The organism is Pseudomonas sp. GW456-12-1-14-TSB6 (assembly GCF_059424205.1).
The window spans coordinates 46,843-60,286 of sequence record NZ_JBWKZE010000034.1 but is presented as its reverse complement, the minus strand read 5'-3'; the positions used below and the strand labels follow the sequence as shown (position 1 = coordinate 60,286).

General features: G+C 60.4%; 16 protein-coding genes. 12 read left to right on the top strand and 4 right to left on the bottom strand.

All coding sequences use genetic code 11. From position 1 onward, the window contains the following. From AC07Y2_RS24860 to AC07Y2_RS24820, 9 genes are all read left to right on the top strand, one after another. Positions 1-402: transposase (locus AC07Y2_RS24860; protein WP_494990419.1), on the top strand; the 402-nt coding region annotated here is incomplete at its 5' end. A 58-nt stretch (positions 403-460) separates the two neighbouring features. Then, the gene (locus tag AC07Y2_RS24855; RefSeq protein ID WP_103387097.1) at positions 461-1,297 is read left to right on the top strand and encodes a substrate-binding periplasmic protein; all 837 of its coding nucleotides are present in this window, start codon (positions 461-463) and stop codon (positions 1,295-1,297) included. Positions 1,298-1,306: 9 nt separating this feature from the next. Next, positions 1,307-1,663 (top strand): DUF4398 domain-containing protein, encoded by a 357-nt coding sequence (locus AC07Y2_RS24850; protein WP_170844868.1) that lies wholly within the window; start codon positions 1,307-1,309, stop codon positions 1,661-1,663. Further along, the gene (locus AC07Y2_RS24845; RefSeq protein WP_103387096.1) at positions 1,660-2,472 is read left to right on the top strand and encodes an OmpA family protein; all 813 of its coding nucleotides are present in this window, start codon (positions 1,660-1,662) and stop codon (positions 2,470-2,472) included. The genes AC07Y2_RS24850 and AC07Y2_RS24845 overlap by 4 nt, the downstream gene beginning before the upstream one ends. Before the next feature lie 201 nt (positions 2,473-2,673). Continuing rightward, on the top strand, positions 2,674-4,113 hold the full coding sequence (locus tag AC07Y2_RS24840; RefSeq protein WP_039770612.1) for an aminotransferase-like domain-containing protein: 1,440 nt from the start codon (positions 2,674-2,676) through the stop codon (positions 4,111-4,113). Positions 4,114-4,187: 74 nt separating this feature from the next. Continuing rightward, positions 4,188-4,664, top strand: a complete 477-nt coding sequence (locus AC07Y2_RS24835) for a translation initiation factor 2 (RefSeq protein WP_074688066.1) — start codon at positions 4,188-4,190, stop codon at positions 4,662-4,664. A 166-nt stretch (positions 4,665-4,830) separates the two neighbouring features. After that, positions 4,831-5,085, top strand: a complete 255-nt coding sequence (locus tag AC07Y2_RS24830; protein WP_007950870.1) for a YkgJ family cysteine cluster protein — start codon at positions 4,831-4,833, stop codon at positions 5,083-5,085. A 41-nt stretch (positions 5,086-5,126) separates the two neighbouring features. Further along, positions 5,127-5,732 (top strand): START domain-containing protein, encoded by a 606-nt coding sequence (locus AC07Y2_RS24825; protein WP_039770609.1) that lies wholly within the window; start codon positions 5,127-5,129, stop codon positions 5,730-5,732. 313 nt (positions 5,733-6,045) lie between these two features. Further along, positions 6,046-8,139 (top strand): LTA synthase family protein, encoded by a 2,094-nt coding sequence (locus tag AC07Y2_RS24820; RefSeq protein WP_039770607.1) that lies wholly within the window; start codon positions 6,046-6,048, stop codon positions 8,137-8,139. Between the two features lie 61 nt (positions 8,140-8,200). On the opposite strand, the gene AC07Y2_RS24815 is transcribed toward AC07Y2_RS24820, so the two are convergent. Continuing rightward, positions 8,201-8,359, bottom strand: a complete 159-nt coding sequence (locus AC07Y2_RS24815) for a DUF3309 family protein (RefSeq protein WP_169432680.1) — start codon at positions 8,357-8,359, stop codon at positions 8,201-8,203. A 256-nt stretch (positions 8,360-8,615) separates the two neighbouring features. Here AC07Y2_RS24815 and AC07Y2_RS24810 point away from each other — a divergent pair, with 256 nt between their 5' ends. The 3 genes from AC07Y2_RS24810 to csrA all read left to right on the top strand — a co-directional run bounded on the left by AC07Y2_RS24810 (position 8,616) and on the right by csrA (position 10,152). Further along, positions 8,616-9,431 carry an SDR family oxidoreductase gene (locus AC07Y2_RS24810; RefSeq protein ID WP_039770605.1) on the top strand — a complete coding sequence of 272 codons (816 nt, stop codon included), beginning with the start codon at positions 8,616-8,618 and terminating at the stop codon, positions 9,429-9,431. 64 nt (positions 9,432-9,495) lie between these two features. Beyond that, the gene (locus AC07Y2_RS24805) at positions 9,496-9,828 is read left to right on the top strand and encodes a YnfA family protein (protein ID WP_007950874.1); all 333 of its coding nucleotides are present in this window, start codon (positions 9,496-9,498) and stop codon (positions 9,826-9,828) included. A 138-nt stretch (positions 9,829-9,966) separates the two neighbouring features. Continuing rightward, the gene (csrA, locus tag AC07Y2_RS24800) at positions 9,967-10,152 is read left to right on the top strand and encodes a carbon storage regulator CsrA (protein ID WP_039770603.1); all 186 of its coding nucleotides are present in this window, start codon (positions 9,967-9,969) and stop codon (positions 10,150-10,152) included. A gap of 6 nt (positions 10,153-10,158) precedes the next feature. On the opposite strand, the gene AC07Y2_RS24795 is transcribed toward csrA, so the two are convergent. The 3 genes from AC07Y2_RS24795 to ngg form a co-directional block, all read right to left on the bottom strand. After that, positions 10,159-10,386: a YheU family protein gene (locus AC07Y2_RS24795; protein ID WP_003192759.1), complete on the bottom strand. Its 228-nt coding sequence runs from the start codon at positions 10,384-10,386 to the stop codon at positions 10,159-10,161. Between the two features lie 59 nt (positions 10,387-10,445). Then, entirely contained in the window at positions 10,446-11,636 is a 1,191-nt protein-coding gene (locus tag AC07Y2_RS24790; protein ID WP_007950879.1) for an osmoprotectant NAGGN system M42 family peptidase, read from the bottom strand. A 62-nt stretch (positions 11,637-11,698) separates the two neighbouring features. Continuing rightward, complete coding sequence (gene ngg, locus AC07Y2_RS24785; protein ID WP_039770598.1) at positions 11,699-13,444, bottom strand: N-acetylglutaminylglutamine synthetase; 1,746 nt, start codon at positions 13,442-13,444, stop codon at positions 11,699-11,701.

Below are 13,444 nucleotides of genomic sequence, written 5' to 3'. Positions count from 1 at the left end.
GATGCCTTCTCGAGAAAAATAGTCGGCTATCACGTGCATAGCAGCTTACATGCCGACTCGGTGGCTCAAGCCTTGCGTATGGCTTTGAAGACGCGTCGAACATGCCAGAAACTGGTTCATCACTCAGATCGAGGTGTGCAGTACTGCTCGGCGCTTTATCAAAAGCTCCATGCCAAGCATGGCATCACGTGCTCAATGACTGATGGCTACGACTGCTACCAAAACGCCCTGGCAGAGCGGGTCAACGGCATCTTGAAGACAGAGCTCTTGCTCCACCGGCCGACAGACTTGGCGCAAGCGGAGCAAATGGTGCGGGAGGCGATCTTGATCTACAACCAGGAGCGCCCGCACCTGTCCTTAAAATACAAAACGCCCGATGCAGTGCATCGGGCGTTAGGATGAGACAGGTGTAAACCTATTTCAGGACTAGACACCGGGATTTGAGTGGGAGCGTTTCGCCATGGATCTGCATCGTCGGTTGAGCTGCTCGTGGTTGCTGGGGCTGGCATTGTTGCCGGGCTTGTCAGTGGCGGCGGGCAAGTGCGAGCGGCTGGTTGTCACCGGCAGCCCGGATGCGCCGCCATACCTCTGGCAGGATCCGCAGAACCCCAAACAACTGATGGGTGCCAGTGCCGATCTGCTGAAGCAAGTGGCCCAGGAGCTGGGGATCAAAGTCGATCTGCTGTACGCCGGCAAGCGTTCCCAGGCCCTCGACGAAGTGCGCAGCGGACGTATGGACATGCTGGCCGACGCGCCGCTGACCTTCAATGAGCTGGAAAACCTCGACTACATTCACCCGCCGTTGCTGGAAAACGATTACCTGGTGTGGACACGCAAGGGCTCGACGCTGGTTTACAGCGAAGCCAAGGACCTGCACGGGCATACCGGAGGCTTGTCGGAAAAGTCTCGAATGACCCCGGCATTCGGCACTTTCGCCGAGCAGCAATTGACCCTGATCCGTACGGCAAACCTGACACAGGCGTTTCAGAAACTTCTGCTGGGCGAGGTGGAATATGTACTCGCCGGTCGCTACTCAGGCATGGCGGCCGCGCAGGCACTGGGCATGGCCAATGATCTGCTGGCTTTTGAACAACCCATCGACCGCCCCGGTCTGTTCCTGGCGGTTTCGCACAACTCGGCCTGCAACGATCCGTGGTTGCGCGGACAGCTGGCCAAAAAGATGACAGAATTGCCCGCGTCCGGCCTGACGGAAGCCGCGCTGCAACGCAACATCGAGCGCTGGAAGGCGCAGCAGCAACAGCCGCCGCAACCACCTGTCAGCGCCCCAAAACAGTAGGGATTCTTAGTGAGTAATCGACTTCTTTTCGCGGCCATGGCCGTTCTGGTCCTGGCCGGTTGCGCCAGCGATCCGGCACCCAACGAACAAATGCGCCTGACAGAGCAGGCCCTTGAGCAAGCCAAAGCCGTGGGCGCCACCGCCGAAGACGTGCCGGAAATGAAACTGGCCGAGGACAAGTTCAACCGGGCCAAAGGCAGCATGGCGGGTGAGTCTTACAAGAATGCGCGGATGCGCTTCGAACAGGCCGAACTCGACGCGCGCCTGGCGGAAGCCAAAGTCCTGACTCAGAAGAGCGAAGAACAAGTGAACGTGCTCAACACCCGCATCGTCCGACTGCGCAAGCAACTGGGGGATGCCCAATGAGCCTGAAGTCCAAAGCCCTGAGCACTTTGATCCTCGCCGGTTGCGCCAGCCTTTACGGCTGCGCCGGTCAGCACAGCGAATCGGCATTGCAGCAGGCCAGCGCCGACTTCCAGAAGGTCAAGGAAGATTCCAACGTGCTGCGTATCGCGCCGAAAGACGTGATCCGCGCCGGTGAGTCGCTGGCCCGTGCCGATCGTCTGTCGACGTACTGGGGCAGCGGCTCGGACGTGGTGCATTACGCCTACCTGAGTCAGCGCTACAGCGAAATCGCCCGTGAGCACACCAACCAGGTCCTCAACGAAGAGCGGGCAGCGAAACTGGAACTTGAACGCCAGCGCCTGCAACTGGCCCTGCGCGAGTCCAAGCTGCTGAGTGTGCAACAGCAGGGCAAATGGCTGGAAGAACAGATCGTTGCACTGGCCACTACCCAAACCGACCGTGGTCTGGTGATGACCTTGGGTGACGTGCTGTTCGACACCGGTGAGGCCGAACTGAAAAACTCGGCGAACCGCGTGGTACTGAAGATCGTACAGTTTCTGCAACTGAACCCGAAACGCGTCGTGCGCATCGAGGGCTACACCGACAGCACCGGCGGCAAGCAGGAAAACCTCAAGTTGTCCCGCGATCGCGCGCAGTCGGTGGCCGACGTGTTGACGGACCTGGGCATCGACGAAAAACGCATTCAGGTCGAAGGTTACGGCGACGAATACCCGGTGGACGCCAATGCTTCCGAACGTGGGCGTGCGCAGAACCGTCGAGTGGAAATCGTGTTCTCCGACGAAAAAGGCCAGCTCGGCGCCGCCCGCTGAGGGTGGCGTTACTGGAAAGCCCGGGCTGTCAGGCAGCACCGGGCTTTTTTACGTCTGTCGATTACCTCACAAAGCAGTACAGATTTAACCGACACAGCACTGTATGGTTGACTAATATGGCAACTGTCCCAGTACACTTCCAAACTGTTCCGGTATTGTTTCACACAAGAATAAAACGCCCGTGAAATCGAGTGCTGCGTCATGACCAATCTCTTGCTCTACCAACGTATTGCTCAACAGCTGGCCGAAGATATCCGCCGTGGCGTCTATCAACCGGGCGAGCGCGTGCCTTCGGTGCGCAAGATGAGTTCGCAGCTCAACGTCAGCCATGCCACGGTGTTGCAGGCTTACGCCAATCTCGAGGATCAGGGCCTGATCCGCGCGCGACCGCAGTCCGGCTACTACGTGCACCAGACTCCCGCACTGACCGCGCCCACACCGGACATTGCCCGGGTGGAACGGCCAGGCCTTGTCACCCGCAGCAGCATCATTCAGCAAGTATTGGTCGAATCCCGTCGTGAAGGCGTGTTCCCGCTGGGTGCGGCGGTGCCGAGTGTCGATTATTTGCCGGTGCGCGCCCTGCATCAGCAGTTGGCCAAGGTCACCCGGTTTCACAGTCCCAGGGCGTTCAGCTACATGTTCAGCCCCGGTTTCGAGCCGCTGCGCCGGCAGGTGGCGATCCGCATGCGCGATGCAGGCGTGGTGGTTGATCCCTCGGAAGTGGTGATCACCCACGGTTGCGTCGATGCATTGCAGATGTCGTTGCGGGTGCTGACTCGCCCCGGCGACCTGATCGCCGCCGAGTCACCGACCTATTACGGACTGCTGCAACTGGCGGATCTGCTGGGCTTGAAGGTCATCGAGATCCCCAGCGACCCCGCCACCGGCATGAGCCTCGAAGCCCTGCAACTGGCGGCGAACCAATGGTCGATCAAGGCGCTGGTGCTGACCACGCGCCTGAGCAATCCACTCGGCGGCACCATGCCCGAAGAGCGGCAGAAACAACTGCTGCGCCTGGCTTCGGACTTCGATATCCAGATCGTCGAAGACGACATCTACGGCGAGTTGATGTTCGAGCAGGGCCGCACCAAGTCGCTCAAGGCCTACGACCGGCTCGACCGGGTGATCTATTGCTCGAGTTTCTCCAAGACGTTATCGCCCGGTGTGCGCATCGGCTGGATGATCGCCGGCAAGTACCAGCAGGAAATCCAGCGCTTGCAGACTTTCAGCACCCATTCCGCGTGCAGCGTCACCCAAATGGCTATCGCGGCCTACCTGGAAAACGGCGGCTATGACCGGCATTTACGGTACATCCGCCAGGAATACCGGAAAAATCTCAGCGCATTCCAGCTGGCGGTTCAGCAGCACTTTCCCGAAGGCACACAGATGACCCGGCCGACCGGCGGATTCATTCTGTGGGTCAGCCTGCCGGGACGGGTCAACACCCAGGAATTGCACGTGCGGGCGCTGCAACAGGGCATCAGCATTGCGCCGGGGTTGATCTTCAGCAACACCGAGCAATTCAACCACTGCATCCGGTTGAACTGCGGCATCCCGTGGAATCGCGAGGCGGAACGGGCGCTGATGACCCTCGGCATGTTGGCAACGCAGCTCTGCCAGGAGATGGCCGGCGGATTTTGAAACAATGGCGGAGCTTGTCATGTGACGTCCAACAGGCGAGCATATGGCCCTCTGCCGTTAGCTTCGTTGGGTTCATGAAAGCGAAATTTTCTGCCGCCTGGGTTGTGCTCTGCCTGCTGATGATGGGTCAGGTCCCTGGCGCCATGGCGGCGGCTCAGGAAAAGACGCCGGCGACTGCCACGGCAAAAAAACCGGTCACGGCCAAGAAAACCGTTCCAGCGAAAAAAACACCGCAGAAAAAGGCTGCTCCCGCCAAGAAGCGCGCCCCGGTAGCCTCCAAGTCGAAATCGGCGAAGGAGGTGGCCAAGACGCCGCTGCCGCCTGCGAAGCTCGATTTGAGCCTGCCGAAAGACATGGTTCAGGAATTGAAGCCTCCCGGTTCCGTGACGCTGCCCAAGCGTGAGCCGATCCTGCCGCAGATGTTCGGCGACAAGAACAGCGGGTTCCAGCTCAACGGCCGATTGCTCAGCAACGAAATGCAGCTGCAACTGCGCAATGAGGAGCGCCGGGAAGTCGAAGGTGCAGCACTGGATTTCGAGTTCAAGCAATAAATCTTCCCCATCGGTGACCCGCAGACCAGACGCTTTGTCGGAGACTGGTCAGTCACTTTTGTTTCTGCGTAAAAACCCCGGTTCAGGCAATTTAAAACAGCCGTTTAAGCGGTTACCCTGTTCGGCGTCCCTTTAACACATTGCCCGCTGCGAGGAACGCGTCCTCATGAAATGCCGTGAAGGCTGTGGCGCCTGCTGCATTGCCCCTTCCATCAGTTCGCCGATTCCAGGCATGCCCGATGGCAAACCTGCCGGTGAACGCTGCGTTCAGTTGTCGGTCGATAACCTGTGCAACATTTTCGGCCGACCGGAACGCCCGGCGGTCTGTTCAGGATTCAAGGCCGATCCCGAAGTCTGCGGCAGCAGCCAGGAAGACGCGATCAGACTGCTCGGCTGGTGGGAGCAGATGACGGCGGCGTGATGTGTCAAACGAACGGAACTTCAACAATAAGGAATAAGACTATGGGTTCGCTGCATCGTATCGCTGTGTTGTGTGGTTTGACTGCCGTGCTGGCCACCTCGGCCGCCCAGGCTGAAGACTGGAAAGTCGCCAAGAACGAGGACGGCATCAAGGTCTCTCTGAGCGAAGTGCCGGGTTCGGACTACAAGTCTTATCAGGGCGTGACCATGATGAAGACCACCATCGCCAAACTGCGCGCCTTGCAGGAAGACGTTTCCGGTGCGTGCGCCTGGATTCACGAGTGCAAGACCCAGAAACTGCTCAAGCACGAAGGCGACCAGAGCTGGACCTACACCCAGTTCAACACGCCATGGCCGGTTACCCCGCGTGATTCCATCCTGCATGTCACCACCGTTGAAGGTGCCGATGGCAGCCTGACCCGTAATCTGGAAGGCGTGCCGAAATACCTGCCTGAAGAAAAGGGCTTTGTGCGGGTCGCTCAGGTCAAAGGCTTCTGGAAGTTCGTGCCAAAGGGCGATCAGGTTGAAGTGACCTATCAGGTTCACACCGAGCCGGGCGGCAGCGTGCCTTCCATGATTGCCAACAAGTTTGTGGTCGACGCACCGTTCAATACCCTGAAAGCCTTGAAAGAACGCGCCGAGAAGTAAACATCGCGTTCATCTGTAAACGCCCCGAAGAACTCGGGGCGTTTTGTTTTCCAGGTTTATTGTGTTTCCGGATATGCGTTGAACGAAATTTTCACAAAGTCTCCAAGACAATTCGCCCGCGCTGTTTGTACCTGTCCCGCCGCGCTGTGCCTTGAATGAAAGTGTCCGGCAGCGGGTACTAATCAATGGCAATGCCGCCGGTGATCGTGCAACATTTGCGCTCCGCGCAAGCCCCGGGGCCTGGAATGGCCAACAGAGGGCAGGGCGCAGCTGAATTTTTGCAACTTCAACTTCCAATGGGTCCTAAAACGACATGGCAAACCCGGACGCCCTGAGTCAGCAGCGATCTTCCAGTCGCCTGCTGCAACCGACCGTCAAATCGCATCTAGCCTACACGCTTCTGTGCGCGCTGGTCATGATGGTGATGTTTTCCGTGCTGCGCCTCGCGCTGCTGGTCTACAACCGCGAGATGATCCTCGACACCCCGGCCTCGACTTTCCTCGAAGCCTTCGCCAACGGCCTGCGCTTCGATATTCGGCTGGTGGTGTATGTCTGCATTCCGCTGGTGCTGGCGCTGTTCAGTGCCCGGGCCATGGCAGCGCGCGGGTTCTTCCGTCTGTGGCTGACCGTTGCTTCGAGCATTGCGCTGTTCCTCGGCCTGATGGAGATGGACTTCTATCGCGAGTTCCACCAGCGCCTCAACGGCCTGGTGTTCCAGTACGTGAAAGAAGACCCGAAAACCGTGATGAGCATGCTCTGGTACGGTTTCCCGGTGGTGCGTTACCTGCTGGCGTGGGTCGTGGGCACGCTGATCCTGACCTTGGCGTTCAAGGGCGCCGATCGTCTGACCCGTCCGCGTGGCCCGTTCAGCGGTGGCAACGTCGGCACCCGTCAAGTGGCGCCATGGTATGCGCGTCTGGCGGTATTCGTGGTGTGCCTGCTGATCTGCGTGGTCGCCGCTCGCGGCACCCTGCGTCAAGGCCCGCCGCTGCGCTGGGGTGACGTTTACACCACCGATTCGAACTTCGCCAACCAGCTCGGCCTCAACGGCACGCTGTCGCTGATCGCGGCCGCCAAGGACCGGATGGGCGAGGATCGCGACAACATCTGGAAAGCCACGCTGCCGCAGGATCAGGCGCAGAAAGTGGTGCGCGAGATGCTGGTGATGCCGGACGACAAACTGGTGGATGCCGATATCGCCGCCGTGCGTCGTGAATACACGCCGCCTGCCGACAAGACCCTGCCGATCAAGAACGTCGTCGTGATCCTGATGGAAAGCATGGCCGGTCACTCGGTGGGCGCACTGGGCGCGCCGGGCAACATCACGCCGTACCTCGACAAGCTGTCGAAGGAAGGCCTGCTGTTCGACCGTTTCTTCTCCAACGGCACCCACACCCACCAGGGCATGTTCGCCACCATGGCGTGCTTCCCGAACCTGCCGGGTTTCGAATACCTGATGCAGACCCCGGAAGGCAGCCACAAGCTGTCCGGCCTGCCGCAGTTGCTCAGCGCTCGCGACTATGACGACGTGTACGTCTACAACGGTGACTTTGCCTGGGACAACCAGTCCGGTTTCTTCAGCAACCAGGGCATGACCAACTTCGTCGGCCGCAACGACTTCGTCAACCCGGTGTTCTCCGATCCGACCTGGGGCGTGTCCGACCAGGACATGTTCGACCGTGGTCTGGTGGAGCTCAAGGCGCGGGAAAACGGCAAGCCGTTCTATGCGCTGCTGCAGACCCTGTCCAACCACACGCCGTACGCCTTGCCGACGCCGTTGCCGGTCGAGCGCGTCACCGACCGTGGCCCGCTCAACGAGCACCTGACCGCCATGCGTTACGCGGACTGGGCGCTGGGCCAGTTCTTCGAGAAGGCCCGCAAGGAGCCGTACTTCAAGGAAACCCTGTTCGTCATCGTCGGCGACCACGGCTTCGGCAACGAGCGTCAGATCACCGAAATGGATCTGGGCCGCTTCAACGTTCCGATGCTGATGATCGCACCGGGCATCCAGGAAAAATTCGGTACCCGTGACCACACCGTGGGCACTCAGATCGACATCGTACCGACCATCATGGGTCGCCTCGGTGGGGAAGTGCGCCATCAGTGCTGGGGCCGCGATCTGCTGAACCTGCCGCAGGGTGACACCGGTTTCGGTGTGATCAAGCCGTCGGGCAGCGAGCAGACCACTGCCATCGTCACCGCTGATCAGATCCTGGTGCTGCCGAAAGAGAAGGAAATGGCGCCGAAGATCTATCAATACGAACTGGGTGCAAACCCGCACGCCGAAGTGGTACCGGATGCACCGCGCACTGCCGAGCTGAAACTCAAGCTCGAAGCGTTCCTGCAAACGGCGACCAAGAGCCTGATCGACAACACCGCCGGTGTGGTTAACGGCAAGCCGGACTGATCAGTCGGCACAATAAAAAAGAGGCCCTTCACAGGGCCTCTTTTTTTTGTCGGTCAAACAGTCATATCCGACCGAGTAACAACAGCACCAACAGGACTACCAGCACTACACCGATAATGCCCGAAGGGCCATAACCCCAACTTCTGGAGTGCGGGAAGACCGGCAGACCACCGATCAGCAACAGGATCAGGATGATGATTAGAATTGTGCCCATGTCTATTTCCTTGTTGATAGTGTCTGTGAAGTCTTGGTGTTCAAGGGCAGCTGGAAGTTGAACTAAATCCAGCCGGCTTACAAATTCCGACTGATGCGCATGAAAGAAAATTCAATGTTTTTTTAAGGTATTTGGCTCGCTCGCTTATTTCGTTTGTTGTCGCGGTTTGCCCTCGCCATTCAGCAATCTGATGGAGCGTGGGTCGCTGCGTATCCTTCGCTACACTCCGCGCATCTTCCCCGGAACAACAAGGCTGTCTGCTATGCAAAATCGCATGATGATCACTGGCGCGGGCTCTGGCCTGGGTCGCGAAATCGCGCTGCGCTGGGCGCGTGAAGGCTGGCAACTGGCCTTGTCCGACGTCAGCGAGCCCGGTTTGCAAGAGACCCTGAAATTGGTTCGCGAGGCCGGTGGCGACGGCTTCATCCAGCGCTGCGACGTGCGCGATTACAGCCAGCTGACGGCGTTCGCCCAGGCCTGCGAAGTGAAACTTGGCGGCATCGACATCATCGTCAACAACGCCGGTGTGGCCTCGGGCGGTTTCTTCAGCGAGCTGTCGCTGGAAGACTGGGACTGGCAGATCGCGATCAACCTGATGGGCGTGGTCAAGGGCTGCAAGGCGTTCCTGCCGCTGTTGGAGCAGAGCAAGGGCAAGATCATCAACATCGCCTCGATGGCCGCGCTGATGCAGGGCCCGGCGATGAGCAACTACAACGTGGCCAAGGCCGGAGTGGTGGCGCTGTCGGAAAGCCTGTTGATCGAACTGGCCCAGCAGGAAATCGGTGTGCATGTGGTCTGCCCGTCGTTCTTCCAGACCAATCTGCTGGATTCTTTCCGTGGCCCGACACCGGCGATGAAAGCCCAGGTCGGCAAGTTGCTGGAAAGTTCGCCAATTACCGCCAGTGACATTGCCGATTACATCTACAAGCAGGTCGCAGCCGGCGAGTTCATGATCCTGCCCCACGAACAAGGGCGCATGGCCTGGGCGCTCAAACAGAAGAATCCGCAGTTGCTGTACAACGAAATGACCGCGATGGCGGAAAAGATGCGCGCCAAGGCCAAACAAAACAACGGCTGAACTTGCCCGGGGTTCGCCGCATCGTTAGGGTGGCCGCAACAGTCACCCTGACGAGATGTCTTGCATGCTCAATTACCTGTGGTTCTTCCTCGCAGCGCTTTTCGAAATCGCCGGCTGTTTCGCGTTCTGGATGTGGCTGCGCCAGGGCAAGAGCGCCTTGTGGGTGATCCCGGCACTGATCAGTCTGACTCTCTTTGCGCTGCTGTTGACGCGCGTCGAAGCGACCTACGCCGGTCGCGCCTACGCCGCTTACGGCGGCATCTACATCATTGCTTCGATTGGCTGGCTGGCGGTGGTCGAGCGCATCCGCCCGTTGGGTTCGGACTGGATCGGTGTAGCGCTGTGTGTGATCGGGGCGAGTGTGATCCTGTTCGGGCCGCGGTTTTCCGCGAGCTGAATATTTCAGGCCTGAAGGAAACGTCTGAAGGCTGGCGCGCCTTGGCGCGTAGGGAATGACTGAATTGCCCGGCATGCATTGTAGGGCGCTCGAAAGCCGCGCATCTTCAAGGCTCGCAAACCTTGAAGGACACCTCCCATGCTTGTACTCAGCCGTGTTGTCGGGGAACTGATTTCCATCGGCGACAACATCACTCTGCGCGTTCTGGCGGTCAACGGATCCAGCGTGCGGTTCGGCGTCGAAGCGCCGGAGCAGATCGGCGTGCATCGCGCCGAGGTCTACGAACGGATCCAGCGCAAACAGGCCAGCGGCAAGGGCCGCTGACCGTTTTCAGTCGAACAGGTGCTTGGGCACGTCGTGCTTGAGCATCAACTGGCATTGCTCGCTTTCCGGATCGAAGACAATCAATGCCTGGCCTTTGGTCAGCGCCTGGCGAACCCGCAGTACGCGGGTTTCCAGCGGCGTATCGTCACCGTTGTCGGTACCGTCGCGGGTGACGAAATCCTCGATCAGGCGGGTGAGGGTGTCGACTTCGAGCGCGTCGTAGGGAATCAGCATGGGCACCTCGGCTAAATCAATGTCGGGATGCTACGGCGAATGACCGCCGAGGGCCAGACTCAACTGTCCGAGCGTTGCCCCACCAGGCTGTCCACCGACGGCACACGGGTGTCGCTCTCCATCTGCGTTTCGTGTTCGATCTGGTGACTGAAGCGGTCCAGTGATCCGGTGGCCGGTTGTGCATCGCTGGCGAACACCGGCGGACTCAGAATGTACGCCCCCAGCAAACGACTGAGCGCCGCCAGGCTGTCGATGTGCGTGCGTTCGTAGCCGTGGGTTGCGTCGCAGCCGAAGGCGAGCAGGGCGGTGCGGATGTCGTGGCCGGCAGTCACTGCCGAATGGGCATCGCTGAAGTAATAGCGAAACAGGTCGCGGCGCACCGGCAGTTCGTGCTCACCGGCCAGACGCAACAGGTGCCGCGACAGGTGATAGTCGTATGGCCCGCCGGAATCCTGCATTGCCACACTCACCGCATGTTCGCTGGAGTGCTGACCGGGCGCGACCGGGGCGATGTCGATGCCGACGAATTCGCTGACGTCCCACGGCAACGCTGCCGCCGCGCCGCTGCCGGTTTCCTCGGTGATGGTGAACAGCGGATGGCAGTCGATCATCAACTCCTGACCGCTGTCGACGATGGCTTTCAACGCCGCCAGCAGCGCGGCGACACCGGCCTTGTCGTCCAGATGGCGGGCGCTGATGTGGCCGCTTTCGGTGAACTCTGGCAGCGGGTCGAAGGCCACCACATCGCCGACGCTGATGCCCAGCGAATCGCAATCGGCGCGGGTCGCGCAGTAGGCGTCCAGACGCAGCTCGACGTGATCCCAACTGATCGGCATCTCGTCCACGGCAGTGTTGAAGGCATGCCCGGAAGCCATCAATGGCAACACGCTGCCGCGAATCACACCGTTGTCGGTGAACAGGCTGACGCGGCTGCCTTCGGCAAATCGGCTCGACCAGCAGCCCACCGGCGCCAGGGTCAGACGCCCGTTGTCTTTCACCGCGCGCACGGCGGCGCCGATGGTATCCAGGTGCGCCGAGACCGCACGGTCGGGGCTGTTTTTCTTGCCCTTGAGGGTGGCGCGGATCGTGCCGCGACGGGTCATCTCGAAGGGAATGCCAAGTTCTTCCAGACGCTCGGCGACGTAACGCACGATGGTGTCGGTAAACCCGGTGGGACTGGGAATCGCGAGCATTTCCAGCAGGACTTTCTGCAGGTAGTTCAGATCCGGTTCGGGAATTTGGGTGGTCATGGAAACTCCTGTTGCGGGGCGTCATTCGCGCGTTGAACGCGGGAATGACGCTGAGAGAGAGATCAAACGGCCGGCTGACTGTGCGGAAACAACAGATCGACAAACCGCTCCGCCGTCGGTTGCGGCTCATGATTGGCAAGACCCGCCCGCTCGTTGGCTTCGATGAACACGTACTCTGGTTGATCCGCCGCCGGCACCATCAGGTCGAGGCCGACCATGGGTATTTCCAGGGCGCGGGCCGCACGCACGGCGGCCTCGGCCAAGGTCGGATGCAGAATCGCCGTGACGTCTTCCAGCGTGCCGCCAGTGTGCAGATTCGCCGTGCGCCGCACGAACAGATGCTCACCGGCCGGCAGGATGCTGCTGTAGTCGTAACCGGCTGCGTGCAGGGTGCGCTGGGTTTCGTGATCCAGCGGAATCTTGCTTTCCCCGCTGGTCGCCGCCTGCCGGCGCCGACTCTGGGCTTCGATCAGGGCGCCGATGGAATGATGGCCGTCGCCGACCACTTCCGCCGGCCGGCGGATCGCCGCTGCAACCACCTCGAAACCGATCACCAGAATCCGCAGGTCGAAGCCTTCATGGAAGCTTTCGAGCAATACGCGAGTGTCGAACTGCCTGGCCGCTTCGATGGCTTGCTGCACCTCCTCGATGGTCTGCAGATCCACCGCCACGCCTTGGCCCTGTTCGCCATCCAGCGGTTTGACCACCACTCGCTGGTGTTCATCGAGGAACGCCAGATTGTCGTCCGCGTTCCCTGCCAACTGCTGCGACGGCACATTCAACCCGGCGGCTTTCAACACTTTGTGGGTCAGGCTTTTGTCCTGGCACAGGTTCATGCTGATGGCGCTGGTCAGGTCGCTCAGTGATTCGCGGCAACGCACCCGGCGCCCGCCGTGACTGAGGGTGAACAGCCCGGCATCGGCGTCATCCACTTGCACGTCGATGCCACGTCGATGGGCTTCCTCGACGATGATCCGCGCGTAAGGGTTGAACTGCGCCTCCGGGCCGGGGCCGAGAAACAGCGGCTGATTGATGCCGTTCTTGCGCTTGATGGCGAACGTCGGCAGGTTGCGAAAACCGAGTTTGGCGTAGAGGTTTTTCGCCTGCCGGTTGTCATGCAGCACCGACAGATCGAGGTAGCTCAGACCCCGGCTCATGAAATGCTCGATGAGATGGCGCACCAGCACTTCGCCGACCCCGGGGCGCGAACACTGCGGATCGACCGCCAGGCACCACAGGCTGCTGCCGTTTTCCGGGTCGTTGTAAGCCTTCTGGTGATTGAGGCCCATGACGCTGCCGATCACCGCGCCGCTGTCGTCGTCTTCCGCCAGCCAGTACACCGGGCCGCCCTGATGGTGCGGGGTGAGCAAGGTGGCGTCGATCGGCAGCATGCCGCGCGCCTGATACAGCTGATTGATCCCCTGCCAGTCCGCGTCACTTTGCGCACGACGGATGCGGAAGCCGCGAAACACGCGGGTGGCCTGACGATAATCGCTGAACCACAAGCGCAGGGTATCGGACGGGTCGAGAAACAATTGAGTCGGTTCCAGCCCGAGAATCTGCTGCGGCGCGGCAACGTACAAAGCAATGTCGCGCTCGCCCGTCTGCTCGTTGAGCAGTTCCCGGGCAAGGCTTGCCGGATCGGGGAAGGTGTGACCGATGAGCAATCGGCCCCAGCCGCAATGCACCGCGATCGGTTCGGCGGCAGGCTCGCTGCCATCTTCGGCCAGGCGCGCCTGCAAGCGTTCGTAGGACGGCGTCTGACCGCGCAGCAGGCGTTGGCTGTAAGCCGTGGCGTGAGGTTTCAT

Coding starts and splice junctions, on each gene's coding strand:
- AC07Y2_RS24810 (WP_039770605.1), top strand. CDS start 8,616: ATGCAAAATCGCATGATGATCACTGGCGCGGGCTCTGGCCTGGGTCGC.
- AC07Y2_RS24805 (WP_007950874.1), top strand. CDS start 9,496: ATGCTCAATTACCTGTGGTTCTTCCTCGCAGCGCTTTTCGAAATCGCC.
- ngg (WP_039770598.1), bottom strand. CDS start 13,444: ATGAAACCTCACGCCACGGCTTACAGCCAACGCCTGCTGCGCGGTCAG.
- AC07Y2_RS24840 (WP_039770612.1), top strand. CDS start 2,674: ATGACCAATCTCTTGCTCTACCAACGTATTGCTCAACAGCTGGCCGAA.
- AC07Y2_RS24790 (WP_007950879.1), bottom strand. CDS start 11,636: ATGACCACCCAAATTCCCGAACCGGATCTGAACTACCTGCAGAAAGTC.
- AC07Y2_RS24795 (WP_003192759.1), bottom strand. CDS start 10,386: ATGCTGATTCCCTACGACGCGCTCGAAGTCGACACCCTCACCCGCCTG.
- AC07Y2_RS24820 (WP_039770607.1), top strand. CDS start 6,046: ATGGCAAACCCGGACGCCCTGAGTCAGCAGCGATCTTCCAGTCGCCTG.
- AC07Y2_RS24835 (WP_074688066.1), top strand. CDS start 4,188: ATGAAAGCGAAATTTTCTGCCGCCTGGGTTGTGCTCTGCCTGCTGATG.
- AC07Y2_RS24830 (WP_007950870.1), top strand. CDS start 4,831: ATGAAATGCCGTGAAGGCTGTGGCGCCTGCTGCATTGCCCCTTCCATC.
- AC07Y2_RS24855 (WP_103387097.1), top strand. CDS start 461: ATGGATCTGCATCGTCGGTTGAGCTGCTCGTGGTTGCTGGGGCTGGCA.
- csrA (WP_039770603.1), top strand. CDS start 9,967: ATGCTTGTACTCAGCCGTGTTGTCGGGGAACTGATTTCCATCGGCGAC.
- AC07Y2_RS24845 (WP_103387096.1), top strand. CDS start 1,660: ATGAGCCTGAAGTCCAAAGCCCTGAGCACTTTGATCCTCGCCGGTTGC.
- AC07Y2_RS24825 (WP_039770609.1), top strand. CDS start 5,127: ATGGGTTCGCTGCATCGTATCGCTGTGTTGTGTGGTTTGACTGCCGTG.